The sequence below is a fragment of the Stappia sediminis genome (assembly GCF_009826895.1).
Lineage (GTDB): Bacteria > Pseudomonadota > Alphaproteobacteria > Rhizobiales > Stappiaceae > Hongsoonwoonella > Hongsoonwoonella sediminis.
The window spans coordinates 1048642-1068990 of the sequence record NZ_WUMV01000003.1 but is presented as its reverse complement, the minus strand read 5'-3'; the positions used below and the strand labels follow the sequence as shown (position 1 = coordinate 1068990).

The following is a 20349-nucleotide window of genomic DNA, read 5'->3' as shown; positions in this document are numbered from 1 at the left end:
ACAATGCCCGAAACGACCCGCCGGTCATCCACGCGAGGCACTCCGTGCGATCTCGGAAAAAACGGCTCGATTTTCGACATCTGGGCGGGCGAGAGCAGAAACAAATCAGACATGGCAAACTCCTTTGCCACTCTGAATCACACCCAACCAATCAATGCAAATTAATGGGTCCTGAGCCTAGTTCTGAATATGGGCATCATTCTCGATTCGGTTGAAGTCATCTCGCGTCGGCAAGTCGCCCTCCGTATCGTCAGCAATTCTTTGCTTGTGGCCAATTCGTCGTTTGGCTCAAAAATCACGATATCAAGGCTTAAAAAACGCTACCACACATGCTTGCACCAGTGAATCAGCCTTGATATACATAAGTAAAATAAGAGTATACATTTACCTAAGGGAACTTAACCAACGAACCAAAAGCGAGACTCCCCTTGTCAAACAGAAAACTCTCAATTTCATGAAAGCATAATACATTGCAAGGAAAATATATAGTATTCAAAGGTGAAAATCGTGATTCGGATACAAATAAATGCCAGTCTTTGAATGCGCACCTGTTGATGAAATACTTATCGATCCTTCACAAACGATCCTGGAAGCAATGCGTCAAATCGACCGTGGCGCCCTGCACATAGCCATTGCGACAGATCGCGAAAGAAGGCTACTTGGAATTGTTACCGACGGAGATATCCGTCGTGCGATCCTGAATGGAGTCTCTCTCGAGGCACCAGTTAATACGATCCTCAATCGTACGCCAACAACATGCACACGAGAAGGCGGGCTGGCGGAGGTCAAGCTCATCCTTGCAAAGGACCCGACCATTCTGCGTATTCCTGTTCTTGATGCGGAAGCGCGAGTCGAAAGCGTGTTTTTGGCAGAGGGATCAACACTCAGTTCTACCAATGATGTCCCGGTGGTCATCATGGCCGGGGGGCTGGGGGAACGGCTGCGCCCGCAGACGGAAACCACGCCCAAGCCCTTGCTTGAAGTGGCGGGAAAGCCGATTCTGCAGCGAACCATCGAAAATCTCGCAGCTCAGGGTTTCCATCGCATCCTGATATCCATTCGCTACCTGGGCGAAAAAATAATGGGCTACTTCGGCGACGGCTCGCAGTTTGGCGTGCAAATCGAATATGTCCACGAACAGGACAGAATGGGCACTGCCGGCGCATTGAGAATGATGACGGGCAGCCTGGACCGGCCATTTGCCGTGATGAACGGTGACATCGTAACCAACACCGACCTGCGCAACCTAATCTACTATCACAGAGACACAGATGCGATAGCCACGATGTGTGTACAGGAATTCGAAATCCAGGTGCCATACGGAGTGGTGGCTCATGAGCACGGCCGCCTCACAGACCTGAGGGAAAAGCCGATCCTGAAACATTTCGTCAATGCCGGAATTTATATGTTCGACACTACTGCGCTGCAATCAATTCCCAAGAGCGGCTATTTCGATATGACATCCTTTTTTGAACTTTTAAAAACTTGCCACCCTCAAAGAACCCAAATCTTCCCACTAAGGGAATACTGGCGTGACATTGGAAAGCCCGCTGATATTAAACAGGTCTCAGAAGAGCTTCTCGCAACCGAAAAGATATAGGGATGCACATATCCGAAATTAAGCGAGATCCGTTTTTCCTCGATTGGCTACCAAGCGGTCCATTATGGTGCTACCGTCAGCGGGGAGCATATCGAGAATATGCCGGTGCTCATCGATTGCACAAGCTCCGGAGGTTTGAAGAAGCAGCAAAGCTGCTAATTCCTGTCCAGAGGACAGGTGCCGGATAATGCCTATCTTTTACTGCGAATCTGCTCGATTACGCGTTATGGATTAATTTGCTCAGATGAATCGCACCGCATTGTTGATGGCCTCTTAAAGTCGCGCCCTCAGGATCGATTGTGGTGTCTGCAGGAAGTCGCCTTAGCCGAACTCATCTGGGGACGACGTGAAACGAGCATTGAGGTATGTATTCCAGCCAATAGCATGCCACCTCACTCTATTGCAAAAACCCAACCGATTCCCTTGAAGAGGTACGACGGCTTAAAACTATCGTGGTGCTCGGCATGTGGTCGAAATCCGATTTGCAGATGAGGTGCAACGTATTCTAAAGCTTGTGGAGCTTGGAGCGTCTGTACAGACTAATCCTTTCGAAATTCATGGAGATTTATTTTCCCGTCGAGAGGCAGTCCCGAGCGCAGGATTGGTTGCCTTAAACTGGGCCAAGGCCATTCGCGGAATGAAACTGGCAGCCCATCAAGTCCAAGGATTTGACCCACCGGAAGACAATAAGAGCAGAACAAAATATCGCGATGGCGTCTCAAGCTTGAACCGACCCAGCCGCCACAATTGGTGTGCGGAAAGTGGGAATTTGTTCGATTTCGTGGAGGCTCACAGAAACAAGTCATGGAAAAGGTCGCCTTGATCGGTTGCGGAAACATTGGCCGCCGCCATCTGCAGGCCCTCGCAGCCGCGAACAGACCAATGCAGATTTTCATCCAGGAACCTGATTTGGACGCAAGAGATGCCGCGGTGGAACTCATTACCGGGGTTCGACGTCTTGAGTTCGAATTCATGAATTCGGCACGCGAAGTCTCCGAAGCGTCGGACGGCTCACTAGACCTTGCGATTATTGCGACTGGAGCGAATGTGAGAAAGGTCGCTCTGGCCCAACTCTTGGATAGTGTTCGCCCCCGCACTGTCCTACTCGAAAAGGTGCTCCTGACCTCGGAACGGGACTTGCAGGAAGTTGGCCATATTCTGTCAGATCTTGGTGTGAACGCATATGTAAATTGTGGACGGCGCGGTTTCCCCGGATACCGACAATTGAAGAGCGAGTTATTCGGCATGAAGTGCACATCCTTTTCCGTCAAAGGTGCCGGATGGGGGCTGTGCTCGAATGCGGTGCATTTCATCGACCTTGCCGAGTATCTATTCGAAGAAGAGTTGACGGCATTGTCGGGAAAGGCACTTGATTTCGGATCGTTCCCGGCGAAGAGGCCCGGCTGCATTGAGATATCGGGCCGGTTGACCGGCAAACTGGAGTCTGGCGGCATGATCTCTCTCGAATGCCTGTCGGGCCAGTTTCAACCCATCTTCATCGAAGTCGCCTGTGGCAACCTCGTTTGGATTATTGACGAGGCCAACCGAGAAATTAAAACCCTTGCGGATGGTGAAGTTGTACGTTCAAGACCGTTTGAAAGCCGAAACGTGAGCGAAATGAGCCACCTCTATGTAGAGCTTTTAGAAGGCCGCTCAGTGCTTCCTGATTACAACACCTCCGCCCGGCAGCACGGGTTCTTGCTGCGCGTAATCAAGGCCCACCTCAATCTTCCAGAAGGTGAAAGTACGCATTGTCCAATATCATGACCAAGCACAAGGTCCTCTTAGTTGGCGCCGGTCAGATGGCGCAAGCTTATGCAAAGGTGCTGACCGCTCTCTCGGTTCCGTTTATTGTATTTGGACGTGGCGAAGCGTCGGCCGCTTCCTTTGAGGAAGCCCGTGGCCTTCGCCCCTTCGTTGGTCCACTGGGGGCGCTGATTGAGGCCCAGACGGACCTGCCGCGTACGGCTATTGTCGCCGTCAATGCACAAAACCTTTTTCAAGTTACGCAGACGCTCCTTCGCTCTGGAGTGAGCCGCATTCTCGTCGAAAAACCTGCGGGTTTAAACTCGACCGAAGTGAACTCTCTTGCTGAGGTCGAACTATCGACTGCTTCTGAAGTATATGTCGCGTATAACCGACGTTTCTATGCATCAACAACCGCAGCCAAATCAATGATCGATGCGGATGGTGGCGTAATATCCGTCAAATTTGATTTTACTGAAGCAACCCGGCGGATTGAAATTCTAAACAAGCCCGAGAAAGAACTGAACGCATGGTTCTTCGGGAACTCGACGCATGTCATCGATATGGCTTTCTTTTTGGCCGGAACGCCGGCCGAGATCAGCGCCAAGCGGTCCGGTAAGCTTTCTTGGCATGATGAGGGGGCAGTATTTATCGGCCATGGAAGAACGACCACTAATGCCTTGATTTCCTATCACGCAAATTGGTTAGCACCCGGCCGCTGGGGCGTCGAAGTGATGACGGAGCGTAAGCGTTATGTTCTTCAACCACTCGAGCAGCTCTTTGTTCAGGAGCACGGCTCTTTCGCTCTTAAGCAGGTTGAACTGAACACCGATTTGGACACACGTTTCAAACCTGGCATCTATCATCAGGTCCGGTCTTTTCTTTCTGGACAGCAGGATGAGCGGCTGTTGACAATTGGTGCTCATGCACGTTTGTTCGCCGCCTACGCTGCTATCCGGAGCGGCACCTCCTTTTCCGCCTAGCGGATCTTGTGCAAATCGGAGATGGCATACTGATGTCGCTGAACGGCAAGAAAGTCCTGATAACCGGAGCAGATGGTTTCATCGGCTCCCATGTTGTGGAAGCATTGGTTTGTGAAGGCGCGAAGGTGCGAGCATTCGTCCTCTACAACAGTTTTGATTCCTGGGGCTGGCTTGATCGTATTTCGCCTGACGTGCAGGGCCATTTCGATATTTTCGCAGGCGATGTACGAGATCCAAATGGTGTAAGGGAAGCAATGAAGGACGTGGACATTGTCCTGCATCTTGCCGCTCTGATAGCTATTCCATATTCCTACCATTCGCCGGACACTTACGTTGATACCAACGTTAAGGGCACGCTGAACATCGTAAAAGCGGCGACAGATCTTGGCATTGAGCGCGTCGTATGCACATCCACCAGCGAAGTTTACGGGACGGCCCAGTTCGTTCCAATAACCGAAGATCATCCGCTCGTGGGACAATCTCCATATTCGGCCTCCAAGATCGGTGCGGATCAAATTGCTCTGTCTTTCTACCGCTCGTTCGAAACGCCAGTCACTATCATCCGCCCCTTCAATACCTATGGCCCGCGACAATCGACGCGAGCCGTCATTCCGACAATCATCACCCAAATCGCTTCCGGCGCCCGGGAGGTCAGACTTGGCAAGATGAGTCCGACCCGAGATTTCAGCTTTGTCCGGGACATGGCAAACGCGTTTTTGGTTATGGCGGAAGCCGACGGCGTGCTGGGTGAGGTTGTCAACTTCGGATCCGGCTTTGAAATCTCGATTGAGCGAACCGGCCTGACGATAGCCTCCCTGATGGGACAGGATGTCGCCTTCATTTCCGAAAACGAGCGTATGCGGCCGGAACGTAGCGAAGTCGACCGCCTCTGGGCAGGCATCGATAAATCCCGTGAATTGACCGACTGGGCTCCTTCCTATGGCGGTGAAGATGGTTTTCTGAGAGGGCTGGCAGAAACAATTGAATGGTTCCAAGACCCAGACAACCTGGCGCTCTATAAAAGCGGTCGATACACGATATAGGAAGCACTATGGCCAATATCGATCCGGGCAAGGTCATCACTGCCTTGGAAGAAGTCCTTGGAGAACGGTCCGGTTCTGAAGAACACTTTCCCCTTCACGAGCCATACTTCGCTGGAAATGAATGGGCCTATGTCAAGGAGTGCCTGGATACGGCTTGGGTTTCCTCTATAGGTTCCTATGTCGATCTCTTCGAGGAACGCATTGCCGAAATCTTCGGAGTGAACAGGGCGATATGCACTGTGAACGGTACCGCCGCGTTGCATATCGCGCTCCTGATGGCGGGAGTCTCGGAGGGTGACGAGGTAATAGTACCTGCCCTCACCTTTGTGGCCTCTGCCAACGCAATTGCCTATTGCCGGGCCGTTCCCCATTTTATCGATAGCGAATGGGCAACCCTTGGTCTAGACCCTGATGCGCTAGCTGATTGGCTATCGCAAATCGCTATCGAAGGCGATGACGGGACTATCAATCGGAAAACCGGGCGCCGGATTGCAGCAGTCATTCCAATGCACACTTTCGGACACCCGGTACGAATGACGCGGTTACTAGAGGTTGCGGACAAATGGCAGATTCCGGTCGTAGAGGATGCTGCTGAATCTCTCGGCAGCAAACTTGGCGGAAAACCGCTTGGGGGCCGAGGCCTTATTGGCGCTACAAGTTTCAATGGCAACAAGATTGTTACTACCGGCGGTGGCGGCGCTGTTCTGACAAACGATGAAGACTTGGCTAAGCGCGCTAAACATCTTACCACGACAGCCAAGCAGCCCCACAAATGGCACTTCTACCACGACGAAACTGGCTTCAACTATCGCCTGCCTAATATCAACTCCGCCCTCGGTTGCGCCCAATTAGAACAAGTTCCAGCCTTTTTGGACGCGAAACGCAGGCTGGCCGAGACTTATGCGGATGCGTTCCGGAATGTGGACGGTGTCCGTTTTTTTCGCGAGCCTTACGGCGCTGAAAGCAATTATTGGCTGAACTGTCTCGTTCTTGACAATCCCATTGACCTCGGCCCACTCCTCGAGTTGACCAACGCTACAGGCATCGGCACCCGGCCTTGCTGGACCCTGATGAACAAACTGCCGATGTATAGAAATTGCCCTACGAGCTCTCTTCCCATAGCGACAGATATCGCCTCGCGCGTTGTGAATATTCCGAGTAGCGCCACTCTCGGTCTTCGACTTCAGGAGAAAACATGACTGCAAATACGATTACTGCACCGCCCCCCCTTTTTGCGATGGAGATTTCAACCGTTATTGACAACGCCCATGCATCGGCGGATGCAGGCAGGATGTCCGAAGCTGTCCGGCACTTCGACCTTTGCCGAACAATGCTGTCTACTACTACCGATCAAAATTTACTGAAAAAACACATCCAGAACTCAAACTCCAAATTCAGGCAAGAAGCGAATAAAATGAAGGCGGCGGTGTCGGCAAACTCCCCCGCTTCGGCAAGTGAAAAAGTCACGATTATCGCGGATTCGCTTGGCTTGCCACGCCCCACCAATGCGGCGAATTTTGCGGCAGCTGCGAACGACACCTATCCCATGCTTCTAACCATGCCCGACAACTCCCGTTCGGGCATGAAGGTCGACGCTCATTGCCAACGGTTTTTCACGACAGGAGAGGCCGTAGAGCTTCTGACCGAGCAAGGGCAAATGGTGCAGGATACCCATGTATTTATTCACCTTGGGTTAAATGACTGTGCTACACGCATGTTTTTGGAGGATCAGAGAATCGCTATTGGGTTGCTACCTCCTCCAGTCGCCCAAAAGGTCTTGTCGTTCGCGAAGCTTTATCGCACATTTATTCTGGATACCTATCCGCATGTCCAGTATGTACCGCTGGAGCGATTCGTTGCCAACCTTCACTTTATTGCAAATACCTGTACGAAATATGGAGCCAAGGGTGTTTTCTTTTCGACCATTATATTAAGCCCGCAGCGTTATTGGGCTAAGACACCGAACATGCCGCACCGATTTGGAACCTACAATCTCGCGATCATGGAGGCGGCCACGGCGGTCGGGGCCGCGGTACTCGATGTAGATCGCATCATATGGGAAGCCGGGGTTCAAGAGCACCTTGACCCAGACGGGATGCATTTAAGCCCAAAAGGGCATCACCGAATTGCGGATGCGTTCGCCGAGCTGATTAGCGCTGGTTAGGCCATGACGCCTCAATCAAGGGATAAAGAATGACGAATGACCAGATCATCTGCAGCGTCTGTGCACGTGGCGGATCAAAGGGCGTCCCGGGAAAAAACCTTCGGCCATTGAATGGCAGGCCACTCCTTTTGCACACTTTGGATCAGGCCAGGCAGACAGGCCGCTTTGCAGCGATCGCCGTGAGTTCGGACGATGATGCGATTTTGAGCTGCGCACGAGAATGGGGTGCGGACGTCGTGGTGCGCCGCCCGGATGAAATGGCAAGCGATACCGCTGCCAAAAGTCCCTCCATTCGGCACTGCGTGGAAACGGCGGAAGCGGAACTCGGAATTCAATTTGCCGCAATGGTCGATCTCGACGCGACTTCGCCGCTTCGCGAACCGTTCGATATCGAAGCTGCATTGGACATGCTTCTGAGCAGCGGATGCAACAATGTCATAAGTGTAACGCCCAGTCGCAAGTCCCCTTACTTTAATATGGTGGAACTCAACGAGGATGATTTTGGCTTTCTGTCGAAAAAGCTCGAAATTCCCGTTGTCCGTCGACAAGATGCGCCGAAATGCTTTGACATAAACGGTTCGGTTTACGCTTGGACCCGTGAAGCTTTTTTTTCTGGACCCGCGGCGCTTTCCGAGCGAACCCGCCTGTATATTATGCCCGAAGATAGAAGTATTGATATTGATTCAGAGACAGACTGGCTAATGGTCGAGTTTCTTATGAGCAGAAAATCAGAAATTGAAAAAAAATATATCCAAAAAAAAATACCATAAAGTAATTAGACTATGCTACTCCTGTTCAAATTTTTTTGATTTTCAGTAAATTTTGAATGATCGAGGTCGAAAATTAAATTATCCACGATTGACGTCCTTTTCGGATCAGTCCGTGCAATCTAATATTTCCAGAGGTCACCATTCGTTCGTCTTACGCCAGCCCGTGTTCCAGATTTGGTCCGTGACCTAGCCCCTCCCGATGTCACGTTATGTCGCACACCAATCAACCCTAGGACTCCGCGCTGAAGTAGACGGAGGTCGGGTCTCAGGCCAGTGGGCCTCAGGTCTCTGGGCTTGGCATCTCCAGCCGGAGTTACAGCTTTCCTTACCAACCATCAGTATCTTCTCGATATAAATTACTTCGATAGGCTGGCCGATGCTGTAAATCAAACCATTGACGATGGCAGTGCCGTGATCAGGTCTGTATCCGACCTACCCAGAACCCGCTTCGTGATAGTGCCATTCCATCCCCAATTCAACGAAAGATGCCCATGAACTCTTTCAAGATCGGCGACAAATCGGTAGGGCCAGACGTCCCGTGCTTCGTGATCGCGGAAATCGGTGTGAATCACAACGGCGACGAAGACATGGCGATAGCATTGATAGAGGCGGCCAGGGATGCCGGAGCAGATGCCGTCAAATTTCAGACATTCAACGCAGACAAGCTTGTAACGAGGAATGCAGCTTCCGCGAAATACCAGAGAGATAATACCGGCGTCGAAAATCAGAACGCACTCTTGAAGGATTTGGAGCTTGATAAGTCGACCCACGAACGTCTTTTGACCCATTGCAACCGGACGGGGATCACTTTTCTGTCTTCACCATTCGATCTCGAAAGCGTTGACATGCTTTCGAGCCTGGGCGTACCGGCTTTCAAGGTAGCCTCTCCTGATTGCGTATCGGATCGGCTCCTTCGCCATATCGGTAAGGCGGGCAAACCAGTAATCCTGTCAACCGGTATGTGTGATATTGGAGAAGTCATTTCCGGTGTGGCAACACTGAGGAAATCCGGCTCGGACTCCATCGCTCTCCTTCATTGCACGAGCTGTTATCCCGCGCCGCTCGATGAAATTCATCTGCGCGCAATGGCAACCATTGCAACGGCCACGGACCTGCCGGTCGGCTATTCCGATCACTCCGAAGGAAATGCGGTTTCCATTGCGGCGGTTGCACTCGGTGCCACGATTATAGAAAAGCACATAACATTGGATCGCAGCTTGCCAGGTCCAGATCACCCGTCTTCCATCGAACCGAAGGAATTCGCGCAAATGGTTTCCGGGATTCGCGCCGTTCAGCGCGCATTAGGGACCCCAATCAAACAACCCCAACCGAGCGAGTTGTCGGCGCGCACTTTGGGCCGCCGGAGTGTTGCGACAATAAGGCAGCTTGAGACAGGACAGACACTTTCGGAGCAGGACCTGATCTTGCTTCGCCCCGGCACGGGCATACCGCCTCGACTGGAAAGCACCCTGATCGGGAGAAAACTTGCCAGGCCAGTTGAGCCGCTGACTCTTCTGTCTTGGGAAGACTTGGTCTGATGTCTGGTGATCTCATCATATTGGGCGCTGGCGGACACGCGAAGGTCGTTGCCGAACTTGCGCAGCTTCAAGGTTGGGTAGTTCAGGGCTTTTTCGATCCGGCGTTGCCGGCGGATAGTACTGTTCTGGGACTGCCACTACTTGAGAAAGACCCTTTCGATCGCCCTGCATGGATGAAGGAAAGAGCCTTCTTTGTCGCGATCGGAGACAACGACATACGATGGCGGGAGTTTCGGCGGCTCATCGATATTGGAGTAACTATCCCGACGCTCGTGCACCCGACAGCTATCGTTTCGCCCTCAGCGACAATAGGAGCCGGATCGGTTGTGATGGCGGGTGCCGTCGTGCAATCCGAGGCCAGGGTCGGTGAGGCCGCAGTCATCAACACTTCGGCCAGTATCGATCATGACTGTGCCGTCAAAGATGGAGCATTTATCGGGCCAGGCGCCATCCTTTGCGGACATGTGAGTGTCGCCGAGCACGCATTTGTGGGCGCAGGTTCGATTGTGATGCCGAAGGCTGAGATCGGCATTCATGCCTTCGTCAAGGCCGGAACCCGTGTGTGCCATGGGAATAGCAAATTTGCGAAGGCCGCGATTGCCAGATCTACAGGGCACGATGAATAGGTGGTTTTATGGAAGTTCGGCTTTGGAAACCCGGGGACGAAGATGCAATTCTTGCATTGTTTGAGCAATCATTCGGGCGAAAAATGTCTCTGGAGTTCTGGAGGTGGCGATTTCTGGGGCATCCAAGCGGCGGCCCTTACATCGCTCTTGCATGGGATGGAGATCGACTAGCGGCTCACTATGCCGTATCCCCCGCCCCTTTGCTTGTCGACGGGCAAGACGTGCTGGCGGTGCTGTCGATGACGACCATGACCCATCCCGACTATCGCGGCAGAGGCTTGTTTGAGAAAGTTGGTGGCGCACTCTACGAAGAACTCACGCAGCATGGAATTGCTGCGGTCTGGGGGTTTCCCAATGCCAACTCACATCAATCATTCCTGAGGAAACTCTCCTGGGTCGATATCGGCGATATACCGACCATGACATGCGTGCTTGACGGGAGCAGGGAATGGGGAGAGTCGGATTTTGGTATTCAGGAGATCGAGAGAACGGATGGCCGCTTCACTGAACTTTACGGGCGTTTGAGCGGGCAACGCCCGATCTGCGCTTCCCGAGACCCTGCGGTCCTGGCCTGGCGGCTGGACCGCAATCCCCTCCACACCTACTTCAAATTCGTTTTGGGCGACGAAAACAGCCTTTCCGGCTATGTAATAGCCAAGCGGCACCTCGACCAGGACGCTGACTTGGTAGACATCCAGGCATGTGATGTTTCAACGGCCGAGATATTGATAAAAGGCGTGCTGTCTCGGCTTGGCAAGCGCGGCATACGTCGGGTTAACGCCTGGGCTTTGAATCGGGACACGATACGTCAGGCACTTGAACGCTCGGGTTTCATTGCGGGTGCGCCTGTCACCTATTTTGGCGGGCGGGAAATTTCACCTATCAGCAAGGAATTCGGTGATCTGCGAAACTGGCGCCTTTCCATGATGGACTCCGACCTCTACTGAGAACCCATGAAGAAGCTCGTTTATTTCCTTACCGGTATTCGCTCGGAATACGACATTCTTGCTCCGGTGATCGAAGCCGTTTCCGCCACCCCGGAGCTAGAGGCAGGCGTGATCGTAACCGGGGCACACCTGACGCAAATACATGAAAATTCGGTGCGCCAGATCGAGAACGACGGGCATCGGATTGTGGCGCGTATCGATTCGCTTCTGGCTTCGGACGGGCTTTCAGGCCGGGTGAAGGGAGCCGCCCTCCAGTTGACGGGTATGAGCGACCTTTTCGCCAGGGAGCGACCGAACTTCATTGTGGTAATGGGTGACAGGGAGGAATCGATTACAGGTGCGCTGGCAGGCGTATACCACCATATTCCCGTCGTCCACATCGGGGGTGGCGATCATGCTGACGATGGCAACGTCGACAATCCGATCAGACATGCGGTTTCGAAAATCGCCCATTTGCACATGGCAACAACTCCTCTTAGCGGGCAACGTCTTCGCGCCTTGGGCGAGGAAGACTGGCGAATCCATGTCGTCGGCGCATCCGGCCTGGATCGATTGTTTTCAACCCCGCAATTGGGTCGGAATGATCTGGAGGCGGCGCTCGGTGTCGATTGGAATGGCGCACCATACGTCGTACTGCTTTATCATCCGACCATAACCGACTTCGATGATGCCGGCGTGCATATTGCCAGTATCACAAAGGTACTTGAAGAAACTCGGCTTCATGTCGCGATCATGATGCCAAACTCGGATCCGGGGAATCAGGCAATCGTCGGTGAGTTGAATTCGTTCGCGCAACGTTGCGGGCGCGTGAAACTCTTCAGATTTCTGGATCGGCTGGTTTTCGTGAACATGCTCCGCCACGCGAATGCGCTTGTCGGGAACTCGTCCGCCGGGATTCTGGAAGCACCCAGCCTGGGCCTGCCGGTGGTGAATATCGGTTTACGGCAAAGGGGCCGTGAGCATGCAGGCAACGTGATCTTTACTGATTATAGTCGCGAGGAAATTCGAAACGCGATCGTAAAGTCAGTATTCGATCAAGCTTATCGAGAACATGCATCCGCAGTAACCAACCCCTATGGTGATGGCACTACCGGTCGCAAAATCGCGGAGATCCTGGCGAACACCGAGGTCAATAAAAAACTGATGCATAAAAATTTCCTGATGTGAGGTCATCAAATTGATAGAAGGAAGCAGGAAACCGGTTCTGATCATCGCTCCCCATCCCGACGACGAAACCTTGGGGGCGGGAGGCATCCTCCTCAGGGCCCGCGATGCCGGCCGGCCCATTCATTGGCTAATCGTCACGCAGATTTCAACTTCCGACGGCTGGCCGAGGGATAAAGTTGATCGGCGCGAGCGTGAAATCAAGGCCGTTGCCGAAGCCTTCCGGTTTGAGGCAGTTCACCGCCTGGAGTTTGCATCCGCACTGCTCGATACGCTTCCCCTTGGCAACATCGTCGGGGCTATCGGCAATGTCGTACGCAAGGTAGAACCTGAAATCCTTCTGCTTCCGCATAGAGGGGATGCGCATTCCGATCATCAGGTAGTTCATGATGCGGGTGCAGCCTGTGCGAAATGGTTCCGCTATCCTTCGATTAAGTGGACGCTTTCCTACGAAACTCTTTCGGAAACCGATGCCAGTGTCCGAAATGCTGAGGATTTTAGAGCAAATTTCTTCGCCGATATAACACCTTATCTGGATGAGAAGGTCCGGATCGCCAAACTATTCGGCGATGAGATGCAAGCTTTTCCTTTTCCACGCAGCGAGGAGGCAATTAGGGCCTTAGCTGCAGTTCGGGGCGTCGCGAGCGGATGCCGGAGCGCGGAGGCTTTCATGCTGCATAGGGCAAGAATCTAACTATAAAAAACGGATTAAGGTCACGACATCCCGGTCAGAAGAATGACTGGTCGAACATTACAAATTCGGATTACCTGACCTGCTCCCCGTTTTATCCTCGCTTATAAGTCAGCCCAGCTCACGGCATCCCTCCTTGAGCCAGGTGTCAGAAGCGTGCGCAGGTTCACTCGAACGCATGGCGTTCACCTGTTCCCAACCCGAGCATCTCGCGAGACGTCGATATATCTATCATCGACTCCGCGAGCAGTTTCCTCAGTTTCGCGTTCTATTCTATGAGGGACTTCGGCCGTCTGGCATCCGACACTTCCATGCCGCGATATTTCCTACGCCAGGTGTAGAATGTTGCATCCCAGATGCCGTACTTGCGACACCACTAAGCAGGCGATGTCCCTGCTCCATGCTCATTCAATATTCCGACAATCTGTTCCTCCGAGAAACGTGATCGCTTCATCGTCCGTGTCCTTCAATTGGAAACAGCCTAACCTCAAAATGCGGAGCTTTCAGGCGAGCAGGTCAACGCATTTGCGCCGACGAAGCAATATTCCAACACAAGCAGTCAGTGCCTCCAGCCTCCCGAGCAAAAGCTTCATTATCCCTGACAATCTGAGCATCCTTTCTCAACGCATTGGGGTCAAAAAAAACGCGTTCCTTACAGTGGACACCCCAAATCAATGACCTCACCTCGCGCATCTTCCAGCCAAATGAGGTATCGATCATTTTCGAACCGGTACGGAGCGACACCTGAATTTCCCAGTCGCTTCGCAAGAAAGCGGGCAATAGTGACGAGAGATGCCACCTTGCCTTCGACTTCCACCCTCACGTTCATCGCTGGCGCTCCTCAAAGGACGACCTGCGATAATTCGGGGAGTGTCGGGAAATAAAACCTTTAAGAAAAATATGGAGCTTTCGATGTGGAGGATCGATTGGAACGGTCCTCCGCCACCAATCCTCCCGAAGTCCATCTTTGCTGCCGGTTGGTTGGGTGTATTGACGAAATCGCCCCGGATCAGGCTTTCCGATCCCTGCCAGCATGCAACATCAGTCGCCAGATCCGGATCGGATCTAGCCGCGGGGAAGCGTCCGGAACTGTGAACCGACGCCGATTTCTCAACGCCGCGAAGCGCCTTAGTCGAAATATTCGGGGTGCGATTTCATAATGGCGCCGACCGACGCCAGGGTACCGGAAAGATGTGCCCTCACCTGTTCCTCGACATCTGCGAGGCTGCCACTTGAAATGGCCGCCAGAATGCGTTCATGGGCGGTGAGCACGTCGGCCATCTTGCCGGGATCGGGCAGATTGAGGTGCCGCAGCCGGTCGATGTGACCCGAACGGCCGGAAATCAAATGCCACAGGGACGGAGTGCCCACGGCCTGAAAAAGCGAAAGATGGAACAAGCGGTCAAGAGCATTGAATTCCGGGATATCGCGATCTTCACCGGCCATCTTCTGCATCCTCAGGATCCGGTAGGATGGCAGCAGAACGTCCGGATTTCCTTTCCTGGCAAGGGACTTTGCGACTTCCAGTTCGACGCCCAGGCGCAGGAATTGCGTCACGCGTGCGTGCTCGACATCGATCTTGGTGACCAGGGTCTTTGACTGAGGATAGGAAACGACAAGGCCCTCTTTCTCCAGTTCCTGGATGGCCTCGCGAACCGGGGACTGGCTTACTTCATGCTCTTTGGCAATCTGAGCGCGGGACAAGACCGTGTTCGGCGGCAGGTCCAAGGACGTGATGAGTTCCCTGAGCTTTGCATAAACCCGGCCGGCCGCAGAGCCTGGATTTACGGGTCCTGTCAGATCGTAGGACGCCTTCACCAGGGCCTCGGATAGGGAACTGACATTCATCTACAATCAACCTCGCGGAGCAGATTCCGGTATGCCTACATTAGCTGGTCCGGAACGAACAGAGAAAGTGCCGGAAATGCAACCAGCATGACGAGAAACACGAGCAACGCACCGAAATAGGGAAGCGAAGCCTTGGAGAATTCACCGGTCTTGACGTCGAGAATTCCGCAAACCGTGAACATGATGACGCCGACAGGCGGCGTGAGGCCGCCGATATTGATCAATGTGACGATCAAGATGCCCATGTGGATCGGATCGTAACCGGCCTGAATCAACACCGGCAGCACGATCGGGGTAACAAGCAGGATATTGGCGGCACCTTCCAGAAACATTCCGCTCAGCAACAGCAGCAGGAGAACAAGGGTCAGAATCGCGATCGGTTCGCTGGTGAGTGCGGTCACGATTGCCGCGATCCGCTGCGGCCCCTGTTCGATGGTCACGGCATAGCCGAGCACGGCCGCCATCATGATCAAAAGCATGACCATGCCCAGATCCGAAACCGAACCTTTGATCGCTTCGTAAAGGTTCGTCATGTTGAGCTCGCGGTAGACGAAAAAGCCGACGAACAAGGCATAGAACACCAGGAACGCGCCGGCCTCGGTGGCCGTGAAGAAGCCGAACCTGAAGCCGATTATCAGGATGACGGGAAAGGCAAGAGCCCAGATGCTCTCCTTGAAGCTGGACCAGAGCTGGAGAAGCGTCGGGGGCGCGGTCAGGTCCGGCGCGTAGCCGCTTCTCTTCGCGACGATCCATGCCGTCGCCATCAAGGTCACGGTCAACAGAATGCCGGGCACGATTCCCGCAAGAAACAGCCGCCCTATCGACACTTCGTTGATAAAACCGAACAGGATCAGGCCGATGCTCGGCGGAATGGTTGCGGTGATGATTGAGCCAAAGGCGAGAACCGCTGCGGTCGCCGCCTTCGAGTATCCTCCCTTGGAGATCATGCTGGGGCCCAGCAGGCGCGCCTCCATCGAAGCATCTGCGACGGCCGAACCGGAGATGCCGCCCATCATCAGGCTGAGCGCGATGGAAACCTGCCCCAACCCGCCGGCCAGCCAACCGGTCAGAAGGCGAGCGAAGGTGATAAGGCGCTCGGTAATGCCGGTCGAATTCATCAGGTTGCCGGCAAAAATGAAAAACGGGACGGCAAGGAGCGGAAAGCTTTGCGTGGCGGTCACCATCTTCTGGATGGCGACTGTCGGCGGCATTGTGCCGGTGAGCACGAATACCGGGAACGATGCCAGCGCCAGAGCGAAGGCGACCGGCATGCCGCTCAAAAGAAAGAGAACGAACAGGCCCGCAATGAGAAGCAGCATCAGGTTTCTGCCCTTTCGCGAAGGCGGGCAACGAGCTTTGCCAACAGTGTGCGGATCAGAAGGGCGAAGCCGACAACCACACTGGAATGGAAGTAGGAGCCCGGCGTCTGCAGTGCGCCGTCTAGGCGGGGGTGCATGAGGATCATGTTTTTCCAGGCAAACCGCATCAGGTAGACAAGCAGTGCGATGATTACGGCCAGGTTGAAGATCTCCATGGCCTTCCGGCCCGAAGGTTGCAGGTTGTCAAGGATCAGGCTGATGCCGAAATGCCGGTCTTCCTGAAACGCGAGATCGATGGCCAGGATGCACAGCCAGAGAAACAGCAACTGGGCGATTTCGATCGACCATATGATGGGCGACCCGAATGCGCGGGCGACGGAGGCCACGCCAACCAGGATCACCACGGCCGAAAGCAGAAGTGCGGCGCAGGCAAACTCGACGCGTCTCAACATGGGATTCGCCTTGTGCTGTATGCCCGCGCCCTGGAATGAAGTGCGATTTTATTGGCGTCCAAGTACTTCGTTTACGATGGCCGCTTCCGCTTCGAGTTCAAGCAGCCCGTACACACCGGAGACCGCCTCCTTGAACGGTTCGAGATCGACCTCCGAGACGGTCACGCCGCTAGCGGCCACGTCAGCAAGAGCCTGTTCGCCAAGGTCGATCGTCAGTTGCGAAGCGTAACGGCCGTTCTCAACGGCCAGATCACGCACGATCTGCTGGTTTTCCGGCGAGATCTGGTCCCAGGCATCGGCTGAAACGACCAGCGCGGTGACCAACTGGATGTGACCGGTCTTGGTCACGTTCTTGATCACTTCATAGAGTTTCGCGCCCTTGATGGCGGTCGGCTGCGCTTCGGCGGCATCGATCGAGCCGAGTTGCAGTGCCGAGTAGACTTCGCCCCAGGCGATCGGGGTCGGTTCTGCACCCATCGCACGGATGGTCTCGATCCAGATCGGAGCGCCGATGGTCCGCATGCGCACGCCTTTCAGGTCTGCCGGCTTCGAAATCGGCTTCTGCGTCAGCGCATGGCGCGGGCCCTGATACCAGTTCGAGGCAAGCATCACGATCCCGGATTTCTCCTTCAGTTCTTCGCCCCATGCGAGATACGGCTCGGAAAGGGCGAACTTGTCGGCCTCTTCATAAGTGTCGAACAGAAACGGTGCCGACATGATTGCCAGGGAAGGAACGAAACTCGAAAGACGGGCGACGTCGGTAACCGTTCCCACATTCGCCCCCGCCCGAGCCTGGTCGATCATTTCGGTGGTGTCGCCAAGCTGGGAGTTGTGGAAGACCTGCACCAGGACTTCACCGTCGGTCGCCTTTTCGACCTCCGCCTTGAACTTCTCCAGTCCCTGCCCCATCGGGTCGTCCGGCGCCAGAACGGTTCCTATACGAAGGGTCGTGGCTGCGATTGCGGGGATGCTCATGCTTGTTCCGGCCGCCAAGGCAACGCAGATTCCAAGGGCTCTTATGGTTCGGTTCATGGTTTCCTCCCGTAAAAATGCCGCATTATTCAAATACTAATATTTTAGTTTAATTGATATGCTACTAACGTCAACTACGCAAAATTGCCAAATGACAGGCACCTCAGCTCAGCGCTCGAGGCATCCCGACCACGATTGCAGCGAGGCTGAAATTTTGTTGGACGATGAAAGCCGGCCGAGCATGGCCGCCGACCAGGGCTTGAGGGAATTCACAAGAACAGGGAGTGCTTCCCGTGCAGGCGAAATAGCTTTCGCAAGCCGATGAAATACCTAAATATCAATATCTTGGGCAATTATTGAACCGCGCTTTGGCGCTCGGCCCTGACGTGGTCCATACGCTCCCGGTCCTTTTTCATTTTCGTGAGGGCCGCGGCGCCGCCGCGCGTCTGGGAGATCAGGTCCAACCCCTCCAGGGCCGCATCCTCGACAGGCGCGATTGCGACGTCCGAATACTGACGTCGATTGGGATCGCGCTTGATACGTCGGTATTCCGGATAGACCGAAGCCAGTATCTTGAGCCACTTCCAGTGCTTGACGACCGTTTCAAGCGCATAGGAAGGATAGAAGCGCCAAACGGGCTCGACGGGCAGCCCGGGCCTGCGGTCCTTGCGGCTCTTGCGTCTTATGAAGCCGGCTTCGAGAGGATGCACCCCCTCTATCTTCACCGAGCCCTTGAACAACAGCATGAGAAACAGAATCTTGCTGACGGACCTGCCGTTTGCCGCCATCCGCCGCATGACGGTTTTCATGTGCTCGGGCGAGTAATACCGGTCCCAGGCGTCCTGATAGGCGCGCTCCCATTCTTCATCGCTCATCGTCGGGTGATGCGAAACGCGATGATTGAGATCGTATTTGTTCATATCGGGATCCATCCAGACCCCGTTCTCATGCAGCGTCTTGTGGTCCTCCGAGCCGGGCAGCGGGGTAAGATAAAAGAACTCCAGCAGATCCAGAGGCAACTCGCGTTTGACGATCTCTATGTCGTGCATGATCGAATCATAGGTGTCGCCCGGAAAACCAAGGATATATCCGGCGTAGGTCGTGGCGCCGACGGCCTTCCAGGCCTGAAGCATCTCCCGATACTCGACGATCCGGTTCTGCTTCTTCTTCGCCGCCGCAAGATTGTCGGGATTGATATTCTCAAGCCCGATGAATACCCGCGTGACACCGGCTGCACCGGCCTTCTCTATGAAATTCTTTATCCGATGGCACAAAGTATCCACCTGAATAATGAATTTGATATCCAGCTTCTCTTCCTTCCTCAGGTAGATCAGCCTATCGAAAAAACTTTCCCAATCCCGGTTTCGGGCAAAATTGTCATCCGTAATAAAAAAGCGATTTATGCCCTGCGCATAATTTTCCCTAATGATTTTCTCCAGGTCGTCTGCCGACCGAAACCGGGACTTGCGGCCCTGCACGTTGATGATCGTGCAGAACGAGCATTGAAACGGGCATCCGCGCCCGAGATCGAAGGACGTATGGCTGCCCGCCGTGCGCTGGATATGCCTTGCGGGCAGCAAGGGGGTCGGCTGTCCGGACATGTCGGGAAGGTCGGACATGTAATTGTAAATCGGCTTCAACCGGCCTCGGGATGCGTCCCGAAGCACCTCGTCCAGCCTGTTGTCTTCCGCTTCGCCCGCGAAGATCGAAACACCGAGATCGATCGCCTCCTGCACATCCGGCTGGATATCCTTCAGCATCGAGATCGTGCCGGAAACATGAAACCCGCCGATCGCGACCTGACAGCCGTTTCGCCTGAACTGCCTTGCCATATCGAGCGCACGGGGAAACTGGTTGCTCTGCACGCCGACCAGGGCGACAAGCGAAGCAGTGCGGTCGTCCGGCAAATCGCGAACTATTCGCGGAATGTCGACCCGTGCGTTGGTTTCGTCATAGGTCGAGAGCTCGATTTCGGTATCCGCACCCAGGACTTTCCTCGACTGACAATCCTGTCCAAGGCCGTGTAGCGAAGCCAGCGTATTGGACGGGATATACGAGCGATACCACTGGATGACATATCCATCGTCGTCGTAATGGGACGGCTTGATCATGACCAAGTGGAACTTGCGCATACACTCGCCCCTTTTTGTGGAATCAACGCTGCCGGCGACCGTTGCAACAGACAATCTGGCGTATTTTGTGTTTGCACAAACAAACTCGTGAAATTAAGGCGCGTTTTTACAAATTTTATTACGCAAAGTAAATATTTATATATTAACAAATTCTCTTATTTTACAAATACTTATCCCAAGAAAGCCAACCGGAGACGCCCTACGCACAAACAGGCCACCACGTGGAACTACGCGAGGTCAGGCCCGATTTTCAGGCGATTTCCGCAACTTCCGTCATCCCATTATCGGTGGAAAAGGGTTTTGCCGCCCAAATGTGACGCCACGTCGATGGTAAACGGATCAGTCAACGAAACG

Annotated in this window: 17 protein-coding genes and 2 pseudogenes; 12 read left to right on the top strand and 7 right to left on the bottom strand. The window is 53.9% G+C overall.

What is annotated here, in order from left to right; translation table 11 throughout:
* Positions 1–113, bottom strand: a pseudogene (locus GR183_RS11770) (IS5/IS1182 family transposase); the annotation flags it as partial.
* 413 nt (positions 114–526) lie between these two features.
* Between GR183_RS11770 and GR183_RS11765 the strand changes: the two are divergent.
* The 12 genes from GR183_RS11765 to GR183_RS11710 all read left to right on the top strand — a co-directional run bounded on the left by GR183_RS11765 (position 527) and on the right by GR183_RS11710 (position 13275).
* Positions 527–1600 (top strand): nucleotidyltransferase family protein, encoded by a 1074-nt coding sequence (locus GR183_RS11765; RefSeq protein ID WP_160775748.1) that lies wholly within the window; start codon positions 527–529, stop codon positions 1598–1600.
* Between the two features lie 804 nt (positions 1601–2404).
* A complete protein-coding gene (locus GR183_RS11760) occupies positions 2405–3367 on the top strand; it encodes a Gfo/Idh/MocA family oxidoreductase (RefSeq protein ID WP_160775747.1) in 963 nt (320 codons plus the stop codon).
* The gene (locus GR183_RS11755; protein WP_160775746.1) at positions 3364–4329 is read left to right on the top strand and encodes a Gfo/Idh/MocA family oxidoreductase; all 966 of its coding nucleotides are present in this window, start codon (positions 3364–3366) and stop codon (positions 4327–4329) included. Before GR183_RS11760 ends, GR183_RS11755 begins: the two co-directional genes overlap by 4 nt.
* A 32-nt stretch (positions 4330–4361) precedes the next feature.
* Positions 4362–5372, top strand: coding sequence for an NAD-dependent 4,6-dehydratase LegB (locus GR183_RS11750; RefSeq protein ID WP_160775745.1), 1011 nt, complete (start codon positions 4362–4364; stop codon positions 5370–5372).
* An 8-nt stretch (positions 5373–5380) separates the two neighbouring features.
* On the top strand, positions 5381–6571 hold the full coding sequence (locus GR183_RS11745) for a LegC family aminotransferase (RefSeq protein WP_160775744.1): 1191 nt from the start codon (positions 5381–5383) through the stop codon (positions 6569–6571).
* Positions 6568–7536, top strand: a complete 969-nt coding sequence (locus GR183_RS11740; RefSeq protein ID WP_160775743.1) for an SGNH/GDSL hydrolase family protein — start codon at positions 6568–6570, stop codon at positions 7534–7536. Before GR183_RS11745 ends, GR183_RS11740 begins: the two co-directional genes overlap by 4 nt.
* A gap of 29 nt (positions 7537–7565) precedes the next feature.
* A complete protein-coding gene (locus GR183_RS11735) occupies positions 7566–8306 on the top strand; it encodes an acylneuraminate cytidylyltransferase family protein (RefSeq protein ID WP_160775742.1) in 741 nt (246 codons plus the stop codon).
* Between the two features lie 491 nt (positions 8307–8797).
* Positions 8798–9844: an N-acetylneuraminate synthase gene (neuB, locus tag GR183_RS11730; RefSeq protein ID WP_160775741.1), complete on the top strand. Its 1047-nt coding sequence runs from the start codon at positions 8798–8800 to the stop codon at positions 9842–9844.
* Positions 9844–10470, top strand: coding sequence for an acetyltransferase (locus GR183_RS11725; protein ID WP_160775740.1), 627 nt, complete (start codon positions 9844–9846; stop codon positions 10468–10470). The genes neuB and GR183_RS11725 overlap by 1 nt, the downstream gene beginning before the upstream one ends.
* Positions 10471–10478: 8 nt before the next feature.
* On the top strand, positions 10479–11417 hold the full coding sequence (locus GR183_RS11720) for a GNAT family N-acetyltransferase (protein WP_160775739.1): 939 nt from the start codon (positions 10479–10481) through the stop codon (positions 11415–11417).
* A gap of 6 nt (positions 11418–11423) precedes the next feature.
* A complete protein-coding gene (gene neuC / locus GR183_RS11715; RefSeq protein ID WP_160775738.1) occupies positions 11424–12584 on the top strand; it encodes a UDP-N-acetylglucosamine 2-epimerase in 1161 nt (386 codons plus the stop codon).
* Positions 12585–12594: 10 nt separating this feature from the next.
* On the top strand, positions 12595–13275 hold the full coding sequence (locus tag GR183_RS11710; RefSeq protein ID WP_202396007.1) for a PIG-L deacetylase family protein: 681 nt from the start codon (positions 12595–12597) through the stop codon (positions 13273–13275).
* Between the two features lie 178 nt (positions 13276–13453).
* Here the strand turns inward: GR183_RS11710 and GR183_RS21965 are convergent.
* The 6 genes and pseudogenes from GR183_RS21965 to GR183_RS11680 form a co-directional block, all read right to left on the bottom strand.
* A pseudogene (locus tag GR183_RS21965) lies at positions 13454–13726 on the bottom strand (transposase); the annotation flags it as partial.
* A 674-nt stretch (positions 13727–14400) separates the two neighbouring features.
* Positions 14401–15120, bottom strand: coding sequence for a GntR family transcriptional regulator (locus GR183_RS11700; RefSeq protein WP_160775737.1), 720 nt, complete (start codon positions 15118–15120; stop codon positions 14401–14403).
* A 35-nt stretch (positions 15121–15155) separates the two neighbouring features.
* A complete protein-coding gene (locus GR183_RS11695) occupies positions 15156–16439 on the bottom strand; it encodes a TRAP transporter large permease (RefSeq protein WP_160775736.1) in 1284 nt (427 codons plus the stop codon).
* A complete protein-coding gene (locus GR183_RS11690) occupies positions 16439–16891 on the bottom strand; it encodes a TRAP transporter small permease (RefSeq protein WP_160775735.1) in 453 nt (150 codons plus the stop codon). The genes GR183_RS11695 and GR183_RS11690 overlap by 1 nt, the downstream gene beginning before the upstream one ends.
* 48 nt (positions 16892–16939) lie before the next feature.
* On the bottom strand, positions 16940–17866 hold the full coding sequence (locus GR183_RS11685; protein WP_202396006.1) for a C4-dicarboxylate TRAP transporter substrate-binding protein: 927 nt from the start codon (positions 17864–17866) through the stop codon (positions 16940–16942).
* Positions 17867–18216: 350 nt separating this feature from the next.
* Positions 18217–19995 (bottom strand): B12-binding domain-containing radical SAM protein, encoded by a 1779-nt coding sequence (locus GR183_RS11680; RefSeq protein ID WP_208999819.1) that lies wholly within the window; start codon positions 19993–19995, stop codon positions 18217–18219.
* Positions 19996–20349: the final 354 nt, after the last annotated feature.

What these genes read in the sequence shown, in the direction of transcription:
- GR183_RS11765 (WP_160775748.1), top strand. Translation starts at nt 527, where the DNA reads ATGCCAGTCTTTGAATGCGCACCTGTTGATGAAATACTTATCGATCCT.
- GR183_RS11760 (WP_160775747.1), top strand. Translation starts at nt 2,405, where the DNA reads ATGGAAAAGGTCGCCTTGATCGGTTGCGGAAACATTGGCCGCCGCCAT.
- GR183_RS11755 (WP_160775746.1), top strand. Translation starts at nt 3,364, where the DNA reads ATGACCAAGCACAAGGTCCTCTTAGTTGGCGCCGGTCAGATGGCGCAA.
- GR183_RS11750 (WP_160775745.1), top strand. Translation starts at nt 4,362, where the DNA reads ATGTCGCTGAACGGCAAGAAAGTCCTGATAACCGGAGCAGATGGTTTC.
- GR183_RS11745 (WP_160775744.1), top strand. Translation starts at nt 5,381, where the DNA reads ATGGCCAATATCGATCCGGGCAAGGTCATCACTGCCTTGGAAGAAGTC.
- GR183_RS11740 (WP_160775743.1), top strand. Translation starts at nt 6,568, where the DNA reads ATGACTGCAAATACGATTACTGCACCGCCCCCCCTTTTTGCGATGGAG.
- GR183_RS11735 (WP_160775742.1), top strand. Translation starts at nt 7,566, where the DNA reads ATGACGAATGACCAGATCATCTGCAGCGTCTGTGCACGTGGCGGATCA.
- neuB (WP_160775741.1), top strand. Translation starts at nt 8,798, where the DNA reads ATGAACTCTTTCAAGATCGGCGACAAATCGGTAGGGCCAGACGTCCCG.
- GR183_RS11725 (WP_160775740.1), top strand. Translation starts at nt 9,844, where the DNA reads ATGTCTGGTGATCTCATCATATTGGGCGCTGGCGGACACGCGAAGGTC.
- GR183_RS11720 (WP_160775739.1), top strand. Translation starts at nt 10,479, where the DNA reads ATGGAAGTTCGGCTTTGGAAACCCGGGGACGAAGATGCAATTCTTGCA.
- neuC (WP_160775738.1), top strand. Translation starts at nt 11,424, where the DNA reads ATGAAGAAGCTCGTTTATTTCCTTACCGGTATTCGCTCGGAATACGAC.
- GR183_RS11700 (WP_160775737.1), bottom strand. Translation starts at nt 15,120, where the DNA reads ATGAATGTCAGTTCCCTATCCGAGGCCCTGGTGAAGGCGTCCTACGAT.
- GR183_RS11695 (WP_160775736.1), bottom strand. Translation starts at nt 16,439, where the DNA reads ATGCTGCTTCTCATTGCGGGCCTGTTCGTTCTCTTTCTTTTGAGCGGC.
- GR183_RS11690 (WP_160775735.1), bottom strand. Translation starts at nt 16,891, where the DNA reads ATGTTGAGACGCGTCGAGTTTGCCTGCGCCGCACTTCTGCTTTCGGCC.
- GR183_RS11685 (WP_202396006.1), bottom strand. Translation starts at nt 17,866, where the DNA reads ATGAGCATCCCCGCAATCGCAGCCACGACCCTTCGTATAGGAACCGTT.
- GR183_RS11680 (WP_208999819.1), bottom strand. Translation starts at nt 19,995, where the DNA reads ATGCGCAAGTTCCACTTGGTCATGATCAAGCCGTCCCATTACGACGAC.